The 20,429-nt window shown below is 67.7% G+C and carries 16 protein-coding genes; 6 read left to right on the top strand and 10 right to left on the bottom strand.

What is annotated here, in order from left to right:
- Positions 1-172 precede the first annotated feature (172 nt).
- The 3 genes from R5H29_RS16840 to R5H29_RS16830 are packed head-to-tail and all read right to left on the bottom strand — an operon-like array spanning position 173 to position 1,964.
- Positions 173-745 (bottom strand): YceI family protein, encoded by a 573-nt coding sequence (locus tag R5H29_RS16840; RefSeq protein WP_332329512.1) that lies wholly within the window; start codon positions 743-745, stop codon positions 173-175.
- A gap of 3 nt (positions 746-748) precedes the next feature.
- Positions 749-1,321 (bottom strand): cytochrome b, encoded by a 573-nt coding sequence (locus R5H29_RS16835; RefSeq protein WP_005410672.1) that lies wholly within the window; start codon positions 1,319-1,321, stop codon positions 749-751.
- 10 nt (positions 1,322-1,331) lie between these two features.
- Complete coding sequence (locus R5H29_RS16830; protein WP_021202033.1) at positions 1,332-1,964, bottom strand: YceI family protein; 633 nt, start codon at positions 1,962-1,964, stop codon at positions 1,332-1,334.
- A gap of 164 nt (positions 1,965-2,128) precedes the next feature.
- Here R5H29_RS16830 and R5H29_RS16825 point away from each other — a divergent pair, with 164 nt between their 5' ends.
- Both R5H29_RS16825 and R5H29_RS16820 read left to right on the top strand, forming a co-directional pair.
- Positions 2,129-5,674 (top strand): ATP-binding protein, encoded by a 3,546-nt coding sequence (locus tag R5H29_RS16825; RefSeq protein WP_332329511.1) that lies wholly within the window; start codon positions 2,129-2,131, stop codon positions 5,672-5,674.
- Between the two features lie 96 nt (positions 5,675-5,770).
- Complete coding sequence (locus R5H29_RS16820; protein WP_332329510.1) at positions 5,771-9,298, top strand: ATP-binding protein; 3,528 nt, start codon at positions 5,771-5,773, stop codon at positions 9,296-9,298.
- Between the two features lie 766 nt (positions 9,299-10,064).
- Here the strand turns inward: R5H29_RS16820 and mdtD are convergent.
- The 5 genes from mdtD to R5H29_RS16795 form a co-directional block, all read right to left on the bottom strand.
- The gene (gene mdtD, locus R5H29_RS16815) at positions 10,065-11,474 is read right to left on the bottom strand and encodes a multidrug transporter subunit MdtD (protein ID WP_026347030.1); all 1,410 of its coding nucleotides are present in this window, start codon (positions 11,472-11,474) and stop codon (positions 10,065-10,067) included.
- Between the two features lie 93 nt (positions 11,475-11,567).
- On the bottom strand, positions 11,568-12,650 hold the full coding sequence (gene hemE / locus R5H29_RS16810) for a uroporphyrinogen decarboxylase (protein ID WP_019660054.1): 1,083 nt from the start codon (positions 12,648-12,650) through the stop codon (positions 11,568-11,570).
- 26 nt (positions 12,651-12,676) lie between these two features.
- The gene (locus tag R5H29_RS16805) at positions 12,677-12,916 is read right to left on the bottom strand and encodes a WGR domain-containing protein (RefSeq protein ID WP_019660053.1); all 240 of its coding nucleotides are present in this window, start codon (positions 12,914-12,916) and stop codon (positions 12,677-12,679) included.
- Between the two features lie 167 nt (positions 12,917-13,083).
- On the bottom strand, positions 13,084-14,196 hold the full coding sequence (gene aroB / locus R5H29_RS16800) for a 3-dehydroquinate synthase (protein ID WP_019660052.1): 1,113 nt from the start codon (positions 14,194-14,196) through the stop codon (positions 13,084-13,086).
- Positions 14,193-14,735, bottom strand: coding sequence for a shikimate kinase (locus tag R5H29_RS16795; protein ID WP_021204428.1), 543 nt, complete (start codon positions 14,733-14,735; stop codon positions 14,193-14,195). The genes aroB and R5H29_RS16795 overlap by 4 nt, the downstream gene beginning before the upstream one ends.
- A 98-nt stretch (positions 14,736-14,833) precedes the next feature.
- Between R5H29_RS16795 and R5H29_RS16790 the strand changes: the two genes are divergently transcribed.
- The gene (locus R5H29_RS16790; protein WP_005410663.1) at positions 14,834-15,037 is read left to right on the top strand and encodes a dodecin family protein; all 204 of its coding nucleotides are present in this window, start codon (positions 14,834-14,836) and stop codon (positions 15,035-15,037) included.
- 6 nt (positions 15,038-15,043) lie between these two features.
- Here R5H29_RS16790 and R5H29_RS16785 read toward each other — a convergent pair whose 3' ends face one another.
- On the bottom strand, positions 15,044-15,871 hold the full coding sequence (locus R5H29_RS16785; protein ID WP_332329509.1) for a kinase: 828 nt from the start codon (positions 15,869-15,871) through the stop codon (positions 15,044-15,046).
- Between the two features lie 40 nt (positions 15,872-15,911).
- On the opposite strand from R5H29_RS16785, the gene pdxH reads away from it, so the two are divergent.
- Entirely contained in the window at positions 15,912-16,511 is a 600-nt protein-coding gene (pdxH, locus tag R5H29_RS16780) for a pyridoxamine 5'-phosphate oxidase (RefSeq protein ID WP_019660049.1), read from the top strand.
- 84 nt (positions 16,512-16,595) lie between these two features.
- On the opposite strand, the gene prpR is transcribed toward pdxH, so the two are convergent.
- Positions 16,596-18,179 carry a propionate catabolism operon regulatory protein PrpR gene (gene prpR, locus R5H29_RS16775; protein WP_332329508.1) on the bottom strand — a complete coding sequence of 528 codons (1,584 nt, stop codon included), beginning with the start codon at positions 18,177-18,179 and terminating at the stop codon, positions 16,596-16,598.
- 154 nt (positions 18,180-18,333) lie between these two features.
- On the opposite strand from prpR, the gene prpB reads away from it, so the two are divergent.
- Both prpB and prpC read left to right on the top strand, forming a co-directional pair.
- A complete protein-coding gene (prpB, locus tag R5H29_RS16770; RefSeq protein ID WP_005418360.1) occupies positions 18,334-19,227 on the top strand; it encodes a methylisocitrate lyase in 894 nt (297 codons plus the stop codon).
- Between the two features lie 35 nt (positions 19,228-19,262).
- Complete coding sequence (gene prpC / locus R5H29_RS16765) at positions 19,263-20,420, top strand: 2-methylcitrate synthase (protein WP_005418357.1); 1,158 nt, start codon at positions 19,263-19,265, stop codon at positions 20,418-20,420.
- The last annotated feature ends 9 nt before the right edge of the window (positions 20,421-20,429 follow it).

Here is a 20,429-nt window from a genome sequence, read left to right as displayed (position 1 = left end):
GCGCGGGGGGGCCGGTGCTCCCCCACGAGCGGGATGACCGCGCGCTGGACGGGCCGTGCGACGCGCCCACGGTGCAGGCGTGGCTGGCGGGCGATCGGTAGGGCCGGCCGGTGGCCGGCAACCCCTCTGTTCCCGGTGATGCCGGCCAGCGGCCGGCACTACCGGAGGCGTGTTATTTCGCGTCGAACTTCACGATCGTGCTGATCGCGGTCTCATCCGGGATGGTCTTGGTATCGGCCCAGTCACCACCGCCGACGCCGAAGTCCAGGCGCTTGACCGTGGCCTTGCCGGTCAGCACCGGCTGGGCGCCCGGCTTCCAGGTGAAGGTGAGGGTGACCGGCTTGCTGACGCCACGCAGCTCGAGGGTGCCATCGGCGGCGAACAGGTCGTTGCCGACCGCGCGGAAGCCTTTGGCGGTGTAGCGCGCAGTGGCGAACTTGCCGACGTTGAAGAAGTCGGCACCCTGCAGGGTCGAGTCGCGGTCGCTGTTGCCACTCTTGGCACCGGCCAGCGGGATCACCACGTCCAGCGAGCCGGCGGCCGGATTGGCCGGGTCGAAGCTGAGCTTGGTGGCGAAGCCCGGGAAGCTGCCGGTGAACACCTCGCCGTCGTACTTGGTCGCGAACACCAGGATCGAGCCGGCGCCGGGGGCCTGCGCATAGTCGGCAGCGAGCGCCGGGGCGGTAGCCAGCATGCCGGCCAGGGCGGCGGCCACGGCGGCCGGAGTGGTCAGTTTCAGGTTCATCGGTCAGTCCTTCTGAGGGGAGGCAAGCCAGCCGCGCGGCAACATGCGGGACAGGGTCGCATCGCGCTGGAACAGGTGGTGGTAGAAGGCGGCACCGGCATGGGCCAGTACCACCGCGATCAAGAGCCAGAAGCCGTATTCGTGGATGGCATGTGACACCGCGACAACCTGCGGGTCGGGTCCGCTCAGCTTGGGCACATCCACCAGGCCGAACCAGCGGAACGGGCGCAGGCCGCTGGCCGAGTCGTACAGCCAGCCCGACAGGGGGATGGCGAACATCAGCACGTACAGCAGCACGTGGGTGGCGCTGGCGATGCGTTCCTGCCAGCTGGGCACGCCCGGCACCGGCTTCGGCGCACCGGCATACAGGCGCCAGCCCAGGCGGAACAGCACCAGCGCCAGCACCGTGATGCCGATCGACTTGTGCGCGGTATAGACCCAGAAATACTTGGGGGTCTTGGGCAGCTCGCCCATGGTCAGGCCGACCACGCCCAGGGCGAGGATCAGCAGTGCGATCAACCAATGCAGGATCTGGCTGACACTCCCCCAGGCGGCGGGGGTGTTCTTGGCGGTCATGAAAGGTCCTCTAGCGGGCCATCTTGGGGTCGGAGTGCGGAACGGGAGCGGGAGTTCCCGGGGCGTCGCTGCGGTCGAGGGTGGCTTCAGCCTCGATCCTCAACTGCACTGCATCACCGATGACGCCTGGCCAGGCGGTGATGCCGAACGCGCGCCGGCTCAGCGTGGTGCTGGCCGAGAAACCGGCGGTGCGTCGGAATGGGGGCAGGGGGTAGCGCTTGATGGCGTTGAGGGTCACGTCCAGCGTGATTTCCTGGCTGACCCCGCGCAGGGTCAGGGTGCCGATCACGTGGGCGCGCCTTGCATCGATCGGTTCGACCCGACTGGAGACGAAGTGTGCCTTCGGGAAGCGCTCACCATCCAGCAGGCTGCGCGCCAGCGTGGCCTGGTTCCATTTGGCATCACCAAGGTCCAATCGCGACACGGGCACCTCGACGTCCAGTGTGGCTTCGCGCCAGTTGTCGGGATCGAACTGCAGGCGTCCTTCACTGCCGGAGACCGTGCCCATCGCCTGCGAGTAACCGGCGTGGTCGATGGTGAACAGCACACGGGTATGCACCGGATCGAGGCGATAGGTATCCGCATCGGCCCAGGCGGGAGCGGTGGCGAGCAGCATCGGCAGCAGGGCCAGGCAGGGACGCATCGATGGCGGGCTCCGGAAGGGGACGTTGCGATCATACGCACAGCCCCCCGCCAACGTTGCGTGCATGGCTGCAACAGTTCGTGGTGGGTCCACCGGTGGAAACAGCCTGTTGCAGCCATGAACCCGGCGCTGTGTGACAATCGGGGCAGGACAGGGGGTTCAGGATGACGAGCGGTTGGCGCCTGTGGCGCCGGGGCATCGCGGGAATGGGGCTGCTGCTGATGGCATTTGCCGCGGCGGCTGCGGCCCCGGACATGGCCGAGACACCGCGGCTGCGCCGTTTCGGTGCCGCCGAAGGCATGCCCTCGCGCATGGTGCTGGCGCTGGCCGAGGATCGCCAGGGCCATGTCTGGGCCGCCACCGATGGTGGCCTGGTGCGCTATGACGGTGGCAACCTGCGGGTGTGGGAACATGATCCGGAGCAGCCGGGCTCGCTGCCCGGCAACGAAATCGAGACCCTGCTGGTCGATCCCCTGGACCGCGTCTGGGTCGGCATCAATGGCAAGGGCGTGGCCCGGCTGGATGCCGACCGCGACCGCTTCAAGACCTTTGATACCGTCAACGGCCCCTGCATGAGCCAGTTCTGGACGCTGGCCTACGCCGAGGATGCACTGTGGATCGGCACCAGCGGCCATGGCGTCTGCCGTTTCGGTGAAGATGGCAGCCTGCGCTTCTTCGAGCATGATCCGGCCCGTCCCGAGGGATTGCCCAGCAATACCATCTACAGCAGCCTGGTCGATGCGCAGGGACGCCTTTGGATCGGCACCGAGGCGGGCATTGCGCGCTGGAACGGGACTGGGTTCGAGGCTGTCGCACCGCGCGAACTGGGGGCGCTGAGCGTGTTGCGCCTGAGCCGCGACCCCGACGGCTCGATCTGGGCCGGCAGCCAGAATGACGGCCTCTACCGTATCGACCCGCAGGACCGGGTCAGTCGTCCACGCTGGGCCGACAGTGCGCGCCTGCGTTCGGCGCTGGTGCTGGCTGATCGCCAGGGCGGTTACTGGGCAGGCACCTCCGATGGCCTGTTGCGTGGAGATGCCAGCATGCTGTGGCGGCTCGATGGCGACCGCGGCAGTGGTTTCCTCACTGCCCAGAGTGGTGTGCTCGATCTGCTGCAGGACCACGAGGGCGGATTGTGGGTGGCGCTGCTGACCCAGGGCCTGGCCTACCTGCCCCCGGACTGGCGCCGGTTTTCGATCTGGAACCAGCTTGACGGCAAGCCACTGGACAGCCAGTACCTGTTGAGTGCAGCCAGCGATGGCCAGAACTACTACGTTGGCTCGGCACATGGCGTGTACCAGCTGGATGCGCAGGGGACCCTGCGGTTGCTGGCCAGCGATCGCGAGATTGGCAGCGGGGCGGTGTGGTCGGTGCTGCCGCGGCCGGACGGGCGCCTGTGGCTGGGGCGTGCCGGCCGCATCAGCGTGTACGACCCGGCCACCGGCGCGTTGCACGATTGGCGTATCGACGGGGGCGCGGACCTGCGCCAGCGCGTCGATCTGATGCGGCAGGCCCCCGATGGCACGGTCTGGCTGTCGGTGATGAACCTCGGCCTGCAGCAACGCAGTGCCGACGGCCGCATACTGCGCAGCTACCCGCTGGAGGATTTCCGCAAGACGGCCGATTCACCGATTGAGCAGATCCGCTTCGATGCCCAGGGCAAGGCCTGGGTGATGGGCGACATGGGGATCTGGCGTGAACAGGCCGGGCGCTTCGAAGCGGTGCCGGGCGTTTCGCGCGGGCTGATCTATGACCTGGTGTGGGTCGATCCGCAGCAGCTGTGGCTGGCCCGGCAAGGTGCGCTCGAGCGCTATCAGTGGGATGGCATGAGCCTGCGCCTGATCCAGCGCATTGATGGCAGTGCGGGCGTGCCGCCGGTGAGCATGGGGGGGCTGGCGTTGGCCGAAGACGGCCGCCTGTGGGCGACCACGCCACGTGGCCTGCTGCGATGGGATCCGAAAGCGCGCCGCCTGCAGCAGTTCAACGAACGCGATGGCCTGCCCGACGCCGAGTTCACCAGCCGGCCGCCGGCGGTGAATGCCGACGGTCGCGTGCTGGCGGTGGCCCAGACCGGCCTGGTCGAGTTCGATGTGAATGCCGCCGATACCACGCTGCCGCCTTCGTCACTGGTGATCGCCGAGGTCCGCGTGCGGCGCGATGATGCCCGTGGCTGGCAACCGCTGCCGACCAGCGGCACGTTGTTGCTGGGGCCGGATGACCGTGACCTGCAGATTGATGCGCGGCTGCTTTCCTATGCCAACCCGCAGGGCAACCGCTACCGCTTCCGGGTTCAGGGCTACGACCAGAACTGGGTGGAGCAGGGCGGTGACGGCCAACGCACGCTGTCGCGGCTGCCGACCGGCAGCTACGTCATTGAAGTCCAGGCGGCGACGGCCAGTGGCGCCTGGACACCTTCGCAGCGGCTGCAGGTAAAGGTTTTGCCACCCTGGTGGCGCAGCGGCATGGCGATCTTCGGCTACCTGCTGATCGGCTCGTTGCTGCTGCTCATCGTGGTGTGGTCGATCCGTGCGCGGCTGCGCCGCCGCCAGCAATGGCAGTTGACCGTGCACAAGCAGCAGCTGGCGGAGCAGGCATCACAGGCCAAGAGCCGGTTCCTGGCCACGCTGGGTCATGAGGTGCGCACGCCGATGACCGGCGTGCTCGGCATGAGCGAACTGCTGCTGGCCACCCCGCTGGATCCAGTGCAGCGCAGCTATGCAGGCTCGATCCAGCAGGCGGGCAGCCACCTGCTGCGGCTGGTCAATGACGCGCTGGATCTGGCCCGCATCGAGGCCGGCCGGCTGGAGCTGGACCTGCGCCCGTTCGATCTGGCCAGCCTGCTCGACCAGGTGCAAGCGTTGATGCAGCCGATGGCAACGCAGCGCAATCTGGAGTTCCGCCGTGGGGACGATCCACCTGGGCCGATCAGCGTCAGTGGCGACGAGATGCGCGTGCGGCAGATCCTGCTCAATCTGCTGGGCAATGCAATCAAGTTCACCGAGCGCGGGCACGTCGGCCTGGCCGTGCGGCTGGAAGACAACGGTGGTGGACTCTGCTTCGAAGTGCATGACACCGGCCCGGGCATCAACGCCGAGCAGCAGGACCGCCTGTTCCATCGCTTCGAACAGGCCGATGGCCCGCGCACCGCGTCGCGCTATGGAGGCAGCGGGCTGGGCCTGGCGATCTGCCAGGAGCTGGCCGTGGCCATGAACGGGCGGATTGAAGTGGACAGCCAGCCGGGCAAGGGCGCCCGCTTCCGGGTATGGCTGCCGCTGCTCTGGAACCGGCAGGCCGCCAATGCGCCGGGCGAATTGCCGGTACTGCCGATGCTGCCGCCACTACGCATCCTGCTGGTGGAGGATGACGCGACCGTGGCCGAGGTCATCGCCGGCCTGCTGCGTGGCCGTGGCCACGACGTGGTGCATGTGCTGCATGGTTTGGGCGCGCTATCGGAGATCGCCACCGATGGCTTTGACGTGGGCCTGCTTGATCTGGATCTGCCGGCGCTGGACGGCACCGCCATCGCCCGGCAGCTGCGCACCATGGGCTATGAACTTCCCTTGGTGGCGGTCACTGCACGGTCCGACGCCTACGCCGAGACCCAGGTCCTGGCGGCTGGGTTCGATGGCTTCCTGCGCAAGCCGGTGACCGGTGACATGCTGGTGACTGCCATTGCCCAGGCGCGCGCAAAACGACAAACCGCCCTTTGAATGCGCCAGCGCCGGGCGTGAACGTCGCGACTTTCGGTTTACCATGCCGACGCCCGTAGTGCGGGAATCATCAGAAGCAGCGTGAGGAGGCAATCGGTGGTGTATCTGCGGGCGGCGATGCTGCTGCTGGTCCTCCTGTGCGGCCTGTCACCCGCTGCGGCGCAGCCGGTGCCACCGAACCCGCGCCAGGTGACGGTGTTCGACGGCTTGCCGTCCAACACCGTGAACCGCATGGCCGAGGATCGTTACGGTTACCTCTGGATCGCGACCAACGACGGCCTGGCCCGCTACGACGGGCGCAACTACCGGATCTGGCGCTCGGAAGACGGCCTGCGCGACAACCGCATCTGGACGGTGCTGGTCGATGCCCGCAACCAGCTCTGGATCGGCACCGAGAACGCCGGCCTTGTACGGATGTCGGCCGATCGCCGCCAGCTGCACTTCTACGACCGCAGCAGCCAGCCGTTGATGGGCACCAACACGGTCTGGAGCCTGGCCACCACGCCGGATGGTTCGGTCTGGTTCGGCACCCACGAAGGTGGTCTGTACCGCCTGGACAACCAGGACCGGTTGCAGCGCTTCCTGCCTGAAGCGAACAACCCGCGCAGCCTGCCGGCGGCATCGGTGCCGTACCTGGCCACCCTGGCTGACGGCAGCCTGTGGATCGGCACCAAGCATGGCGTCGCGCGCTGGACCGGCACGGACTTTGAGCGGGTCGGGGCCGGCATCATTCCCAGCCTGCTGATTAATGGCTTGACGGCCGAATCCGATGGCAGCCTTTGGATCAGCACGATGGCCGGTGCCATGGTGCGCCGTCCCGATGGTCGTTTCGAGGCACCGTCCTGGAAGCTGCCCGAAGGCGAGCAGGTGCTGGGCATGATGCTGCGCGACGAGCAGGGCGGGCACTGGCTGGACACCCGCACCGGCCTCGGCCGGGCGGTCGATGGCCAGTACCAGGCCGTGCCCCTGTACAGCGCGGTGGCACGTGGCCCGGTGCGCCCGAACTGGACAGGTGCCTACGAGGATCGCGAGGGCGGCATCTGGTTGGCCAGCACGAATGCCGGCCTGTGGCACCTGTTGCCGCGCTGGTGGCAGTTCTCGGTGCTGTCGCGGCTGGAGGACGACCCGCGCTCGCTGCGCAATGCCTTCGTGCTGGGCACCAGCCCCTCCAGCAATGGCGGCATCTGGACGGTCGGCAGCCACGGCGCGCTGGACCGCTTCGATCCGAAGACCGGCAGCATCGAACAGCACCGTACCTGGGTCAACGGCATGCACTGGCTGACCTCGGTGCGCGAGGATCGCCGCGGCCAGGTCTGGATCGGTTCCAACGACGCACTGCTGCGCTATGACCCGAAGCGGCGTGATCTGCGCCGCTGGGGCCGGGATGCCGGCGCCGACGCGACCATGGAAGGAGTCATCGAATCCATGATGACCTGTGATGGTGACAGTCTCTGGCTGATGCTGCCGTCGGGGCTTCAGCAACGCGATCTGGATGGGCGCCTGCGGCGCCAACTGGATAATGGCCAGCGTGGATTGCAGCAGGGCCAGCTCAATCTGGACGTGGAATGCGGGCCACAGGACCATATCTGGCTGGCAAGCAGCCGTGGCCTGCTGCAGTGGCTGCCGGAAAGCGAGCGTTTCCAGCCGGTGCCGGGTGCGCCGGCGACCGCGATCCATGCACTGCACGTGGGCACCGATGGCCAGGTCTGGCTGTCCGAAGATGGCCGCCTGTCGCGCTACCGCTGGAGCCAGGGCCGGCTGGAGCGGCAGGCCGTGATCGGTGCAGAGCAGGGCTACCCGGCGATCTCCGCCTCGGGGCTGGTGGTCGATGCGCAGGGGGTTGCGTGGGCAACCAGTGCGCGTGGCCTGGTGCGCATCGGGGCCGACGGCCAGAGTGTGCGCCTGTATGGCGTGCACGATGGCCTGCCGAGCCAGGAATTCCGCGAACACACGCTGGTGATGTCGGCAGACGGTCATCTGGTGGCAGGTACACCGGCCGGTGTGTTGGTGTTCGACCCGAAGCAGGTACGTCCGTCGATGCGGCGTGCGCCGCTGGTGATCGAGCGGGTGGAGGTGCGCCGCAACGAGCAGGTGCTGGACCTCACCCACGACGCGCCGTTGCAGATCGCCGACGGCGACCGCGATCTGCGCATCGTCGCGCGCCTGTTGTCGTTCGCCGATTCGGCGTCCAACACCTATCGTTACCGCTTGGCCGGCTATGACCCGGACTGGGTGGAAGTGGGGCCGGCCGGTGAGCGCTTGTTCTCGCGGCTGGCACCGGGCAGCTATCGGCTGGAAGTGCAGGCGCGGTCGGCTGACCATGTCTGGTCACGTGTGCAGAGCCTGGAATTCCGCGTGCAGCCACCGTGGTGGCGCAGCTTGTCCGGCCTGTTGATGCTTGCCTCGTTCGCGCTGCTGCTGACCAGCTGGTTCGCCTGGCTTTACCGTCGGCGCCTGCAACGTCGCCACGCCTACCAGCTTGCGCTGCACAAGCAGGAACTGGCCGAACAGGCGTCGGCGGCCAAGACCCGCTTCCTGGCCAATCTTGGCCACGAGATACGTACACCGATGACCGGTGTGCTGGGTATGAGCGAGCTGCTGCTGGCCTCGCCGCTGGATCCGCAGCAGCGTGGCTATACACAATCGATCCGCCATGCCGGCGAGCACCTGCTGCATCTGGTCAACGATGCGCTGGACTTGGCGCGGATCGAATCGGGCCGCCTGGAGCTGCAGCACAAGCCGTTCGCACTGGGCAGCCTGCTGCAGGACCTGGCCGCGCTGATGGGGCCGTTGGCGGCGCAGAAGGGCCTGCGTTTCACGCTCGACAACCAGCTGCCCGCCGGCCTGCAGGCCAACGGCGATGCAATGCGGGTACGGCAGATCCTGTTGAACCTGCTCTCGAATGCGGTCAAGTTCACCAGCCGCGGCACCATCACCCTGCACGCCCGTAGCGACGCCGAACTGCGATCGCTGCATTTCGAAGTGCGCGACACCGGCCCGGGCATCAGCCAGGAACAACAGCAGCGCCTTTTCCGCCGCTTCGAGCAGGCCGATGGCGCACGCACCGCTGCACAGTACGGTGGCAGTGGCCTGGGCCTGGCAATCTGCCGCGAACTGGCGCATGCCATGCAAGGGCGGATCCAGGTGGAGAGCCAGCTCGGTCGTGGCACCTGCTTCGGCGTGACGTTGCCGTTGCCGATGGTGGTCGATGCCCATGCCGAGGCAGAGGGTGATACGCACCGCCAGGAAGCGGCCAACATGCCGCCATTGCGGGTACTGCTGGTGGAAGACGACGCGACCGTGGCCGATGTGATACGCGGGCTGCTGAGTGCGCGTGGGCATGAGGTGGTGCATGCAGGCCATGCGCTGGCGGCGCTGCGCGAGATCAGTGCCGGCGATTTCGACGTCGGCCTGCTGGACCTGGACCTGCCGGGCCTGAGCGGTTTCGAACTGGCCCAGCACCTGCGCAACCAGGGCTACATGCTGCCGCTGCTTGCCGTGACCGCGCGCACCGATCCGGACCTGCAGCAGCAGGTGGAAGCGGCCGGCATCGGCGGTTTCCTGCGCAAGCCGGTGACCGGTGAACTGCTGCTGGAAGCGATCGCCAGGGTCATGGGGCGGTAGGGTGCGGCGACAGGGCCTGCGGCCCTGCACCTGCTGCAAGCCGGAGCAACAGCAACAGCCGAAGCAAAAGCTGGCTTCCTGTGGGATGGCGGGGTGGGTCCGGTTACGGGGGACGCTGCAAGTCCCCCTCCGGGGCCCGGCCCAGCCGCTGGCGGCTGTGCGTTCGGGCGCTTGCGAAGCAGTGCTTCGCAAGCAAAGCGCCCTCACCCATGTAAGCTCGGTCGCCGCTTGCTCCTGTGCGCAATCCTGCGCACACGGCAAGACCGGGGTTGGGCGTCCTGCCCAACCCGCCCGAGGCATGCCTCGGGCCCATGCGGCTCACGCCCCCGCAACCGGACCCACCCCGCCTTCGACAGATTCTCGCGAGCTGCCGGCGCCCTGTGTAGAGCCGAGCCATGCTCGGCTCAAATCTCACAGATATCGAAATGTTCGATTTCAATGGACGCTCATCCACGCATGGCGTGGATCTACCCGATCGCGAAAATCTGTCAGAGGTGGGGCGGTGTGGGCTTGCAGGACCGTTGGCGCCATGGATGGCGCCATCGAGCCCCCCATGGGTGAGGGCGCTTTGCTTGCGAAGCACTGCTTCGCAAGCGCCCGAACGCACAGCCGCCAGCGGCTGGGCCGGACCCCGGAGGGGGGTTTACGGCGTGTCCTGCAAGCCCACACCGCCCCGCCATCCCACGGAATGCCTGCTTTTGCTGTTGCTGTTGCCTTGGCTTGAAGCCTCTGCAGGTGCAGGGCCGCAGGCCCTGCCGAACCACCCTCACTCCGCGACGTGCTCGACCTGCCGTGGCTCCGGCTTGGTATCGGGCAGCTGCCAGAAGATCATCGTCGAGGTCAGGGTGATCGCGCCCACACAAAGGAACGTGGCATGCAGCGCGGCGGTCGCGCTGTTGCTGTCCAGGTGGTTACCGAACGCGGCCAGCAGGCTGCCGGCCGCCGCAGCGCCGAAACCGGCGGCGAGCATCATCACCATCGACAGCAGGCTGTTGCCGGAACTGGCGAACTCGCGGTCCAGGTCGCGCAGGGTTACGGTGTTCATCACGGTGAACTGCAGCGAATTGACCGCACCGAAGAACGCCAGCTGCAGCAGGCGCCAGGCCAGGTGCTGGCCCGGTGTCATCAGGATGAAGCTGGCCATCGCCAGGCCCACCAGCACGGTGTTGACCATCAGTACGCGGCGGTAGCCGTAGCGCTCGACCAGCTTTACCGCCAGCTTCTTCGACACCATGCCGGCCGCCGCCACCGGCACCATCATCAGGCCGGCGTTCATCGGGCCCAGGCCCAGGCCGACCTGCAACAGCAACGGGATCAGCATCGGCATGGCGCTGCTGCCGATGCGCGAGAACAGATTGCCGAGGATGCCGATGCGGTAGCTGGGCACACGGAACAGGGCCAGCGAAAACAGCGGCGCGGTGGAGTTGGCGGCGTGCAGCCAGTAACCCACCAGCGCAGCCAGGCCGGCCACGGTCATCAGCATCACCAGCGCATGTGGCGTACCCAGGCCGGAGATGCCGTCCAGCGCCAGCGACAGCACCACCATCGCGAAGGCCAGCATGACGTAGCCGCGCAGGTCGAAGCGGGTGCGATGGCTGGCGTAGTGGTCGGGCATGATCTTCATCGCGGCGATGAAACCGATCACGCCGATCGGCAGGTTGATCAGGAACACCCAGTGCCATGAGGCGATCTCGACCAGCCAGCCGCCCAGCGTGGGGCCGATCAGCGGGCCAACCAGCGCGGGGATGGCGATGAAGCTCATCGCGCGCAGGAAATCCTCGCGTGGCACCGAGCGCATCACCGCCAGCCGGCCGACCGGCAGCAGCATCGCACCGCCGATGCCCTGCAGCACGCGCGCACCGACCAGCTGGTGCAGGTGCTGGGCCAACGCGCAGGCCAGCGAGCCGAGGGTGAACAGGATGATCGCCACCAGGAAGGTGCGCCGGGTGCCATAGCGGTCGGCAATCCAGCCCGAGGCGGGAATGAAGGTGGCCACCGCCAGCGCATAGCTGAACACCACCGACTGCATCTGCAGCGGGCTCTCGCCCAGGCTGGCCGCCATCGCCGGCAACGCCGTGTTGACGATGGTCGAGTCCAGCATCTGCATGAAGATCGCCAGGGACACCAGCCACAGCAGGGGACGCTGGCGGTTGTAGGTCGATGGCGATGTGGACATGGGGTGCGGCCGGTGCAGCGTGGGGGGCCGCCATGATCGCGCACTGCGGGTCACGGCGCGATCAAGGTCGCGCCGTACCTGCATGCGGAATGCTCAGCGTTGGCTGTGCGCGTGCACTGCGTCGACCAGCACCTGTACATGCGCCGGGTCCATGTCCGGCGACATGCCATGGCCGAGGTTGAACACATGGCCCTCGCGCGAACCACCATTGCCAGCGGCATAGGTGTCGAGCACGCGCGCGGCAGCGGCGGCGATCGCATCCGGCGAGGCGTACAGCGTGGTCGGGTCGAGGTTGCCCTGCAGGGCGACGCGGCCGCCGGTGCGGCGCATGGCCTCATCCAGGTCCAGGGTCCAGTCCAGGCCCAGCGCGTCGGCGCCAGTCTGCGACAGTGCTTCCAGGTGCAGGCCGGTGCCCTTGCCGAACAGGATCAGCGGCGTGCGTTCGCTGCCTTGGCCACGGTCCAGGCCTTCGGCGATGCGCTGCAGGTAGCGCAGCGAGAACTCGCGGTACATCGACGGCGACAGCACGCCACCCCAGGTGTCGAACACCTGCAGCGCCTGCGCACCGGCCGCGCGCTGCGCGCCAAGGTAGGCGATCACAGCGTCGGTGGTGACCTCCAGCAGGCGGTGCAGGGCCTGCGGGTGGTTCAGTGCCATGGCCTTGATGCGCGCAAAGTCCTTGCTGCCACCGCCTTCCACCATGTAGCAGGCCAGTGTCCACGGGCTGCCGGAGAAGCCGATCAGCGGCACCTGGCCGTCCAGTTCGCGGCGGATCAGCCGTACCGCATCCATCACGTAGCCCAGGTCCTGTTCCATGTCCGGCACCGCCAGCCGGGCGATGGCGGCTTCGTCACGCACCGGGTGCCGGAACTTCGGGCCTTCGCCTTCGACGAAGTACAGCTCCAGGCCCATCGCATCGGGAATGGTGAGGATGTCCGAGAACAGGATGGCCGCATCCAGCGGGAAGCGGCGCAGCGGCTGCAGGGTGACTTCGCAGGCAATCTCCGGGGTCTTGGCCATGGCCAGGAAGCTGCCGGCCTTGGCCCGGGTCGCGCGGTACTCCGGCAGGTAGCGGCCGGCCTGGCGCATCAGCCAGACAGGGGTGCAGTCCACCGGTTCGCGGCGCAGGGCGCGCAGCAGGCGATCGTTGCGGAGAGGGCTGGTCACGATGGGCATTCCTTGGACGAAAGTTGGCAGCGGCGTCAGTCGCCGTGCGAGAGGATCTGGAAACCGCGATGCAGTTCGGCATCGCGGGCCTTCTCGAAGGCATGGCGGGCTTCGTCGGCCTGCAGGAACAGCTCGCGCCGCAGCTGCGAGCGGCCACCGACGCGACCGCTCTCGCGCAACAGTTCCCAGCCGCCGAACAGGTCCGGCTGCAGGCTCAGGCGCAGGAAGCGCGGTGCCTGCGCGCCGGCGTCGGGATGTTGCAGGTAGACGTGCATGCCGACGATTGTAGCGGGGCCAGAGTGACCCCGGCCGCAACGCGACCGTGCCGGCCGCTGGCCGGCACGGTCGCGCAGCCCGGTCGTGCCGGCTGCTGGCTGGCAATCCTCCCGCGCATCCCGGTAGTGCCGGCCGCTGGCCGGCAATCCCCTCGCGCATCTCGGCTCTACCGGCCCGACAGCACCTTCAGCACCGCCGCCTCATCCACGTCCGGCACCACTTCGGCACGCCCCATGCCGCGCCACAGCACCAGGCGCAGGCGGCCGGCCACGTTCTTCTTGTCCAGGCGCATGCGGCCGAGCAGGGCCTGCGGGTCGAGCCCGGCCGGGATTGCCACCGGCAGGCCCAGGCGTTCCAGCAGTGCCTGCAGGCGCGCGCGGTCGGCATCGTCGGCCAGGCCCAGGTCGGTGGACAGCTTCGCCGCCAGCACCATGCCCACCGCCACCGCCTCGCCATGGTTCAGCGCATCGCGGCCGGGCGCGGAGTAGCCCTGCTCGGTTTCGATGGCATGGCCGAAGGTGTGGCCGAGGTTGAGCAGGGCACGCTCGCCCTTCTCGAATGGATCGCGCTCGACGATGGCGGCCTTGTGCCGGCAGCTGCGCGCGATGGCTTCGGCCAGCGTGGCATCCTCGCCGGCCAGCAGCGCATCGGCATGCTGCTGCAGCCATTCGAAGAACACGGCATCGCCCAGCGCGCCGTACTTCACCACTTCGGCCAGGCCGGCACGCAGCTCGCGCGCTGGCAGGCTGGCCAGCACGCGGGTATCGGCGATGACCGCGCGCGGTGGATGGAAGGCGCCGACCAGGTTCTTGCCGGCGGGAATGTCGACCGCGGTCTTGCCACCGACTGACGAATCGACCATCGCCAGCAGGGTGGTGGGCAGCTGCACGCAGTCCACGCCCCGCATCCAGCAGGCCGCGGCGAAGCCGGCCAGATCACCGACCACGCCGCCGCCCAGCGCGAACACGCAGGCATCGCGGGTGGCGCCGAGCGCAGCCAGCGCTTCGATGGCACGGCCGAATTCGGCCAGCGTCTTGGAGGCTTCGCCGGCGGCCAGCACGTGCTCGCCGACGATCAGGTCGGGGCGTGCGGCCAACAGCGTCTGCTTGGCCGACGCCAGATAGCGCGGAGCCACTTCGCTGTCGCTGAGCAGCAGCACATGGCGGCCGCGCACGTGTGAAACCAGTGCAGCGCCATCGGCCAGGGCACCGGCGCCGATGGTGATGGAGTAGGGGCGATCGCCGCCAACGGCGACCTGCAGCAAGGCGGGGGAAGTCATGTGGTCATGTCCTGGCGCTGCCATTGCGTGGCCAGCTTGACTACCAGTTGGGCAGTCGCGTCGGCAGCGGTATACGGGTCGGTATCGAGCGTGAGGTCGGCCAGTTCTCGGTACAGCGGGTCGCGCTGTGCGGCCAGATCATGCAGCACCTGCTCGCGGTCCGGGCGCTGCAGCAGCGGCCGGCCCTTGTCGCGGGCCAGGCGTTCCAGCTGCGCGGCCACGCCGACCCGCAGGTAGACCACGAAGCCGCGCCGGGCAATCAATGCGCGGTTGTCCGGATCCAGCACCGCTCCGCCGCCGGTGGAGACCAGTTGGCCTCGGCCTTCGAGCACGCGGGCCAAGGCCTGCCGCTCATGGCTGCGGAAGCCGGCTTCGCCGGCGTGCTCGAAAATGGTCGGGATGCTGGCGCCGGCGGCGTCGACGATGGCCTGGTCGACATCGACGAAGTCCAGCGTGAAGCGCTCGGCCAGGCGGCGGCCGATGCAGGTTTTGCCGGCGCCCATCGGGCCGATCAGGATCAGGTTCGGAGCAGGATTCATGCCCTCTGATGCTAACACCTCCGTGCCCTGGCCTTTACGTCCTTCACGTCAGGGTAGGCGTTCCTGCGGGGTTTCCCGCGCCAACCGGAGTACAGGCCATGACGGTCGCCAAGGTCATCGAAATCACCGCCTCCTCGCCGAAGAGCGTGGAGGACGCCGTGCGCAGCGGTCTGAAGAAGGTCTCCGAGACGGTCAAGGGCATCCAGGGCGCCTGGGTGAACGAGACCAAGGTGGTGACCAATGGCAGCGGCGAAATCACCGAATGGCGGGTCAACCTGCGGGTGACCTTCCTGGTGGAATAGGCGCGCTCAGCGCACGTCCTGCACCTGTCGCTGGCCGTCCAGCACCACCACGTGGTCGGCCAGGGCGGGCAGGGCATGCAGCGCCTGGCGGCTGACCCGCTCGTAGTACTGCACGAAGCGCTCCAGCTGTGGCCGGCTCATGCCGTGCCGGCCCGGCTGCGCGGCCTGCAGGTTCTGCTCCTGCTGCCAGCGCCAGCGCGGTACCACCGAGAAATCCGGCGGCTGCAGGAACCACAGGCGGTCGCAGCGCTGCCACAGCGCCGGGTAGTCGCGGGCCAGCACCTGGTTGCACCAGCGCCGCCAGCGACCATCGGCGTCGGCTTCGCGCTCCAGTGCGTTCAACGGGCTGTCCAGCGCGGCGTCATCCTGCGCCGGCGTGCCCAGGAACCAGCCTTCGAACACCAGCAGGTCGAGGGGCTGGTCGATACGCGGCCATTGCGCTTCGTGCACGCGTTCGTCGGCCAGCTTGTCGAAGCGGGGCATCGCCAAACGCTGGCGTGCGGTTACGGCGTCGAGCACCGCGTGGGCCAGCGTCAGGTCGTGGGTGCCCGGCGGGCCGCGCGTGATCAGCAGCGGATGCACCTGGCGGGCCAGCCGCTGCCGCTGTGCGCGGGTCAGGTAGACATCATCGATGGACAGCGTGGCGGCGTTCAGGCCGCGCGACTGGGCGCGCGCCACCACCTGCGCGGCCAGCGTCGATTTGCCGCTCCCCTGCAGGCCGCTGATCGCCAATACTGGAACTGCTGCGCCGCTGCCCAGTGCATCGTCCAGCACCTGTTCGGCCAATGTTTCGGGGAATCCTTTCACCTGGGGCATATACGCAGCAGCGGCCATGCAGCCACAATAGCCCAATCCGTGTGAGAAGAACGCAATCATGAGCGACCTGTACGCAGAAGCCCTGTCCACGTTTGCCGCCCTGTTCGAAGAGGCCAGGCAGAGCCGCGAGGTCGAGCCGAACGCGATGACGGTGGCCACCGCCGATACGCAGGGCCGTCCCTCGGCGCGCACCGTGCTGCTGAAGGCCTTCGACGAGCGCGGCTTCGTCTTCTATACCCACCTGGACAGCCACAAGGGCCGTGAGCTGCAGGCCAATCCGCAGGCCGCGCTGTTGTTCCTGTGGCGCAGCCTGCGCGAGGCCGGCATCCAGGTACGCATCGAGGGCCGTGTCGAGCAGGTCGCCGATGCTGAGGCCGACGCCTATTTCGCCAGCCGCCCGCGCATGAGCCAGATCGGCGCGTGGGCCTCGCAGCAGTCGAAGACGCTGGCAACGCGCGAGGAATTCGATGCGCGCGTGGCCGAGGTCGAAGCGCGCTTCGAAGGCAAGGACGTGCCGCGCCCCGACGGCTGGAGCGGCCTGCGCGTGGTGCCTGACCGCATCGAGTTCTGGTACGGCGCGCAGTTCCGCCTGCACGAACGCTGGTGCTATGAAGCCGGCGCCGAAGGGCGCTGGAGCAAGCGCCTGCTGTATCCGTAAGTCAGGGCGGTGCCGGGGCTGCTGTAGAGCCGAGCCCATGCTCGGCTGTTGTCCCTGCAGAAGCAGCCGAGCATGGGCTCGGCTCTACAGACCCTCCGCGCGCAGCCAGCGCCATAGCGTGGTGCGTGAGACGCCCAGCGCCTGTGCCATGCCCTCGCGGTCATTGCGATGTTCCTGCAGCAATGCTTCCAGCTGCGCACGCGGCGGGCGTTTGCCGTTGCTTTCCAGCGGCAGTGCCGTCGCGCCTTCGCTTGCCAGCTCGGGCGCAAGCTGCAGCAGTCGCGCGGCATCAATCAGCCCTTCACCGGGTTGCCAATGGATGCGTAGTCGATCCACCAGATTGCGCAGTTCGCGCACGTTTCCGGGCCACTGGGCTGCGCTCAGCACCGCCAGTGCATCCTCATCCAATGGCGCGTCGATGCCACGCAGCTGGCGGAAGAAGTGCTGTGCCAGCAGCGGGATGTCCGAACGCCTCGCCCGCAGCGAGGGCAGGGCAATCCGCAGCGCGGCCAGGCGGTAGTAGAGGTCGCGACGGAAACTACCGGTCGCCGCGCGCTGCTCCAGCGACTGCAGGGTGGCGGCCACCACGCGCAGGTCGACCGGCGTCGGTTCGGTGGCACCGACACGCAGCACCTCGCGTTCTTCCAGCACGCGCAGCAGGCGGGTCTGCAGCGGCAGGGGTAGTTCACCAATTTCATCCAGGAACAGCGTGCCGCCGTCTGCGGCCTCGACCAGGCCGACGCGACCACCGCGACGTGCGCCGGTGAAGGCGCCATCGCTGTAGCCGAACAGCTCCGCTTCCAGCAGCGATTCGCTGATGGCGCCGCAGTTCAGCGCCACGAAGCGCCCGCGACGGCCGCTGGCGGCGTGCAGTTGGCGCGCTACCAGTTCCTTGCCGGTGCCGGTTTCGCCGGTGACCAGCACGGTGCTGTCATGCGGTGCGTAGAGCGCGATTTGAGCGCGTACCTGCGCCATCGCGCCGCTGTCGCCGAGCAGTTCGTGCGCGTCGCTGCGCACTGCCGGGCGCCGGCGCGGTGCAGCGCGGTTGCTGCCGGAACGTGCCAGGGTCTGGGTCAGTTCGAGGGCGTGTTCGAACGCCTGCCGTACCGAATCGGCGGAGTACAGCAGCACGCCCGGCAGGCCGGCCTGTTCGGCGTGGTCGATGGCCATGCCGGTACCGACGATCACCTCGATGCCGTTGGCGCGCAGGTCGGCGATGCAGTCGCGCGCGTCCTCGCGGGTGACGAAGCGGCGATGCTCGATATCCAGGCCGAAACTCTGCTGGAAGTTGCTGAACACCGGCACGTCGCTGGCGTGGGTGACCAGGCCGATGCGGCTGGCTATGCGGCGGGCACGGGCCAGCGCTTCCATCAGGTCGAAGCCGTTGGCCTGGATCGGCACCAGTGGCAGCTCCAGCCGCCCGCGTAGCCAGGCGGCATTGGAGCCGCCGGCGATCACTACGTCGCAATGCTCACGGCGCAGGCGTTTGCCGATCACGTCCACGGCTTCCTCGAAGCCGAGGTTGATCTGCTCGATGCGCGCACGGCGGTCGAACTCGGGGATGACGTCGCCGAGCAGGCCGGTCAGGCGCGAAACGCTGACGGTCCAGATCACCGGACGGCCGGGGTCGGCATCGGCGTGGCGCAGCGGGGTGCGGGGCAGGTACATGACGGCAGCAATTGGTCGGAATGTTTCATGATACATCCGTTTCAATGTTCCATATGTTTCACTGTTGCGGGGTGGTCATGTCTGTGAAATCAAAGGCTTGCAGCTTGGCACGGGGCTTGCGCCCTCTGTCCCGTACTTCAACTTGGATCGCCGCATGACCGCTTCCGCCCCTTTCTCCGCCGGTGCCCGCTTCCGTGAGGCGCTGGCTGCCGAATCGCCGTTGCAGGTGATCGGCGCGATCAACGCCAACCACGCCCTGCTGGCCAAGCGCGCCGGCTTCCGCGCCATCTACCTGTCTGGTGGCGGTGTTGCCGCCGGCTCGCTGGGCCTGCCGGATCTGGGCATCAACACCCTGGAAGACGTGCTGGTGGACGTGCGCCGCATCACCGATGTCTGCGACCTGCCGCTGATGGTCGACATCGACACCGGCTTCGGCCCGAGTGCGTTCAACATCGCGCGCACCGTGAAGTCGCTGATCAAGGCAGGCGCGGCCGCCTGCCACATCGAAGACCAGGTTGGCGCCAAGCGCTGCGGTCACCGTCCGGGCAAGGAAATCGTCTCGCAGGGCGAAATGGTGGACCGTGTGAAGGCCGCTGCCGATGCCAAGACCGATCCGGACTTCTTCCTGATCGCGCGTACCGATGCCATCCAGGTGGACGGCGTGGACAAGGCGATCGAGCGCGCCATCGCCTGCGTCGAGGCCGGTGCCGACGGCATCTTCGCCGAGGCCGCCTACGATCTGGACACCTACCGCCGCTTCGTGGACGCGGTGAAGGTGCCGGTGCTGGCCAACATCACCGAATTCGGTGCCACCCCGCTGTTCAGTCGCGATGAACTGGCCTCGGCCGGCGTCGCCATCCAGCTGTTCCCGCTGTCGGCGTTCCGCGCGGCCAACAAGGCGGCCGAGAACGTGTACCAGGCGGTGCGCCGCGATGGCCATCAGCGCAACGTGGTGGAGACCATGCAGACCCGCGAAGAGCTGTACGACCGCATCGGCTATCACGCCTTCGAGCAGCAGCTCGATGCGCTGTTCGCCGCCAAGAAATAAGCAGTACCCTGCACCATCAAGTTTCGGAGGGAAACATGAACGATACGACCGCAACCCCCACCTTCAAGCCGAAGAAGTCCGTCGCCCTGTCCGGCACCGCTGCCGGCAACACCGCGCTGTGCAGCGTGGGCCGCAGCGGCAACGACCTGCACTACCGTGGCTATGACATCCTGGACTTGGCCAACACCAGCGAATTCGAGGAGATCGCCTACCTGCTGGTGCACGGCAAGCTGCCGACCCGCGCCGAGCTGGTTTCGTACAAGGCCAAGCTGAAGTCGCTGCGTGGCATCCCGGCGGCGGTGAAGGCCGCGCTGGAAGAACTGCCGCCGTCGGCACACCCGATGGACGTGATGCGCACTGGTGTCTCCGTGCTCGGCTGCGTGGCGCCGGAGAAGGACGACCACAACCACCCGGGCGCGCGCGACATTGCCGACAAGCTGATGGCCTGCCTCGGCTCGATGCTGCTGTACTGGTACCACTGGAGCCACAACGGCCGTGCCATCGACGTGGAAACCGACGATGACTCGATCGGTGGCCACTTCCTGCACCTGCTGCACGGCGAGAAGCCGCAGGACTCGTGGGTGAAGGCGATGCACACCTCGCTGATCCTGTACGCCGAGCACGAGTTCAACGCCTCGACGTTCACCTGCCGCGTCATCGCCGGCACCGGCAGCGACATGTACAGCGCGATCTGCGGTGGCATCGGCGCGCTGCGCGGTCCCAAGCATGGCGGTGCCAACGAAGTGGCGTTCGAAGTGCAGAAGCGCTACGACAACCCGGATGAAGCCGAGGAAGACATCAAGGCCCGCGTCGAGCGCAAGGAAGTGGTGATCGGCTTCGGCCACCCGGTCTATACCGTGTCCGATCCGCGCAACAAGGTGATCAAGGACGTGGCCCGCGAGCTGTCCGAAGAGCAGTCGAGCATGAAGATGTACGACATCGCCGAGCGCCTGGAATCGGTGATGTGGGACATCAAGAAGATGTTCCCGAACCTGGACTGGTTCAGTGCGGTCAGCTACCACATGATGGGCGTGCCGACCGCGATGTTCACTCCGCTGTTCGTGATCGCCCGCACCGCCGGCTGGAGCGCGCACATCATCGAGCAGCGCATCGACGGCAAGATCATCCGCCCGAGCGCCAATTACATCGGTCCGGAAGACCGCGACTTCGTCGCCATCGACAAGCGCGTCTGATCCACCTGC

The sequence above is a fragment of the Stenotrophomonas sp. A3_2 genome (assembly GCF_036624925.1).
Lineage (GTDB): Bacteria > Pseudomonadota > Gammaproteobacteria > Xanthomonadales > Xanthomonadaceae > Stenotrophomonas > Stenotrophomonas hibiscicola.
This window is presented reverse-complemented; position numbering and strand designations above follow the sequence as displayed.

What these genes read in the sequence shown, in the direction of transcription:
- aroB (WP_019660052.1), bottom strand. Translation starts at nt 14,196, where the DNA reads ATGACTTCCCCCGCCTTGCTGCAGGTCGCCGTTGGCGGCGATCGCCCC.
- R5H29_RS16830 (WP_021202033.1), bottom strand. Translation starts at nt 1,964, where the DNA reads ATGCGTCCCTGCCTGGCCCTGCTGCCGATGCTGCTCGCCACCGCTCCC.
- prpC (WP_005418357.1), top strand. Translation starts at nt 19,263, where the DNA reads ATGAACGATACGACCGCAACCCCCACCTTCAAGCCGAAGAAGTCCGTC.
- pdxH (WP_019660049.1), top strand. Translation starts at nt 15,912, where the DNA reads ATGAGCGACCTGTACGCAGAAGCCCTGTCCACGTTTGCCGCCCTGTTC.
- R5H29_RS16840 (WP_332329512.1), bottom strand. Translation starts at nt 745, where the DNA reads ATGAACCTGAAACTGACCACTCCGGCCGCCGTGGCCGCCGCCCTGGCC.
- hemE (WP_019660054.1), bottom strand. Translation starts at nt 12,650, where the DNA reads ATGCCCATCGTGACCAGCCCTCTCCGCAACGATCGCCTGCTGCGCGCC.
- R5H29_RS16835 (WP_005410672.1), bottom strand. Translation starts at nt 1,321, where the DNA reads ATGACCGCCAAGAACACCCCCGCCGCCTGGGGGAGTGTCAGCCAGATC.
- R5H29_RS16795 (WP_021204428.1), bottom strand. Translation starts at nt 14,735, where the DNA reads ATGAATCCTGCTCCGAACCTGATCCTGATCGGCCCGATGGGCGCCGGC.
- prpR (WP_332329508.1), bottom strand. Translation starts at nt 18,179, where the DNA reads ATGTACCTGCCCCGCACCCCGCTGCGCCACGCCGATGCCGACCCCGGC.
- prpB (WP_005418360.1), top strand. Translation starts at nt 18,334, where the DNA reads ATGACCGCTTCCGCCCCTTTCTCCGCCGGTGCCCGCTTCCGTGAGGCG.
- R5H29_RS16790 (WP_005410663.1), top strand. Translation starts at nt 14,834, where the DNA reads ATGACGGTCGCCAAGGTCATCGAAATCACCGCCTCCTCGCCGAAGAGC.
- R5H29_RS16825 (WP_332329511.1), top strand. Translation starts at nt 2,129, where the DNA reads ATGACGAGCGGTTGGCGCCTGTGGCGCCGGGGCATCGCGGGAATGGGG.
- mdtD (WP_026347030.1), bottom strand. Translation starts at nt 11,474, where the DNA reads ATGTCCACATCGCCATCGACCTACAACCGCCAGCGTCCCCTGCTGTGG.
- R5H29_RS16785 (WP_332329509.1), bottom strand. Translation starts at nt 15,871, where the DNA reads ATGGCCGCTGCTGCGTATATGCCCCAGGTGAAAGGATTCCCCGAAACA.
- R5H29_RS16805 (WP_019660053.1), bottom strand. Translation starts at nt 12,916, where the DNA reads ATGCACGTCTACCTGCAACATCCCGACGCCGGCGCGCAGGCACCGCGC.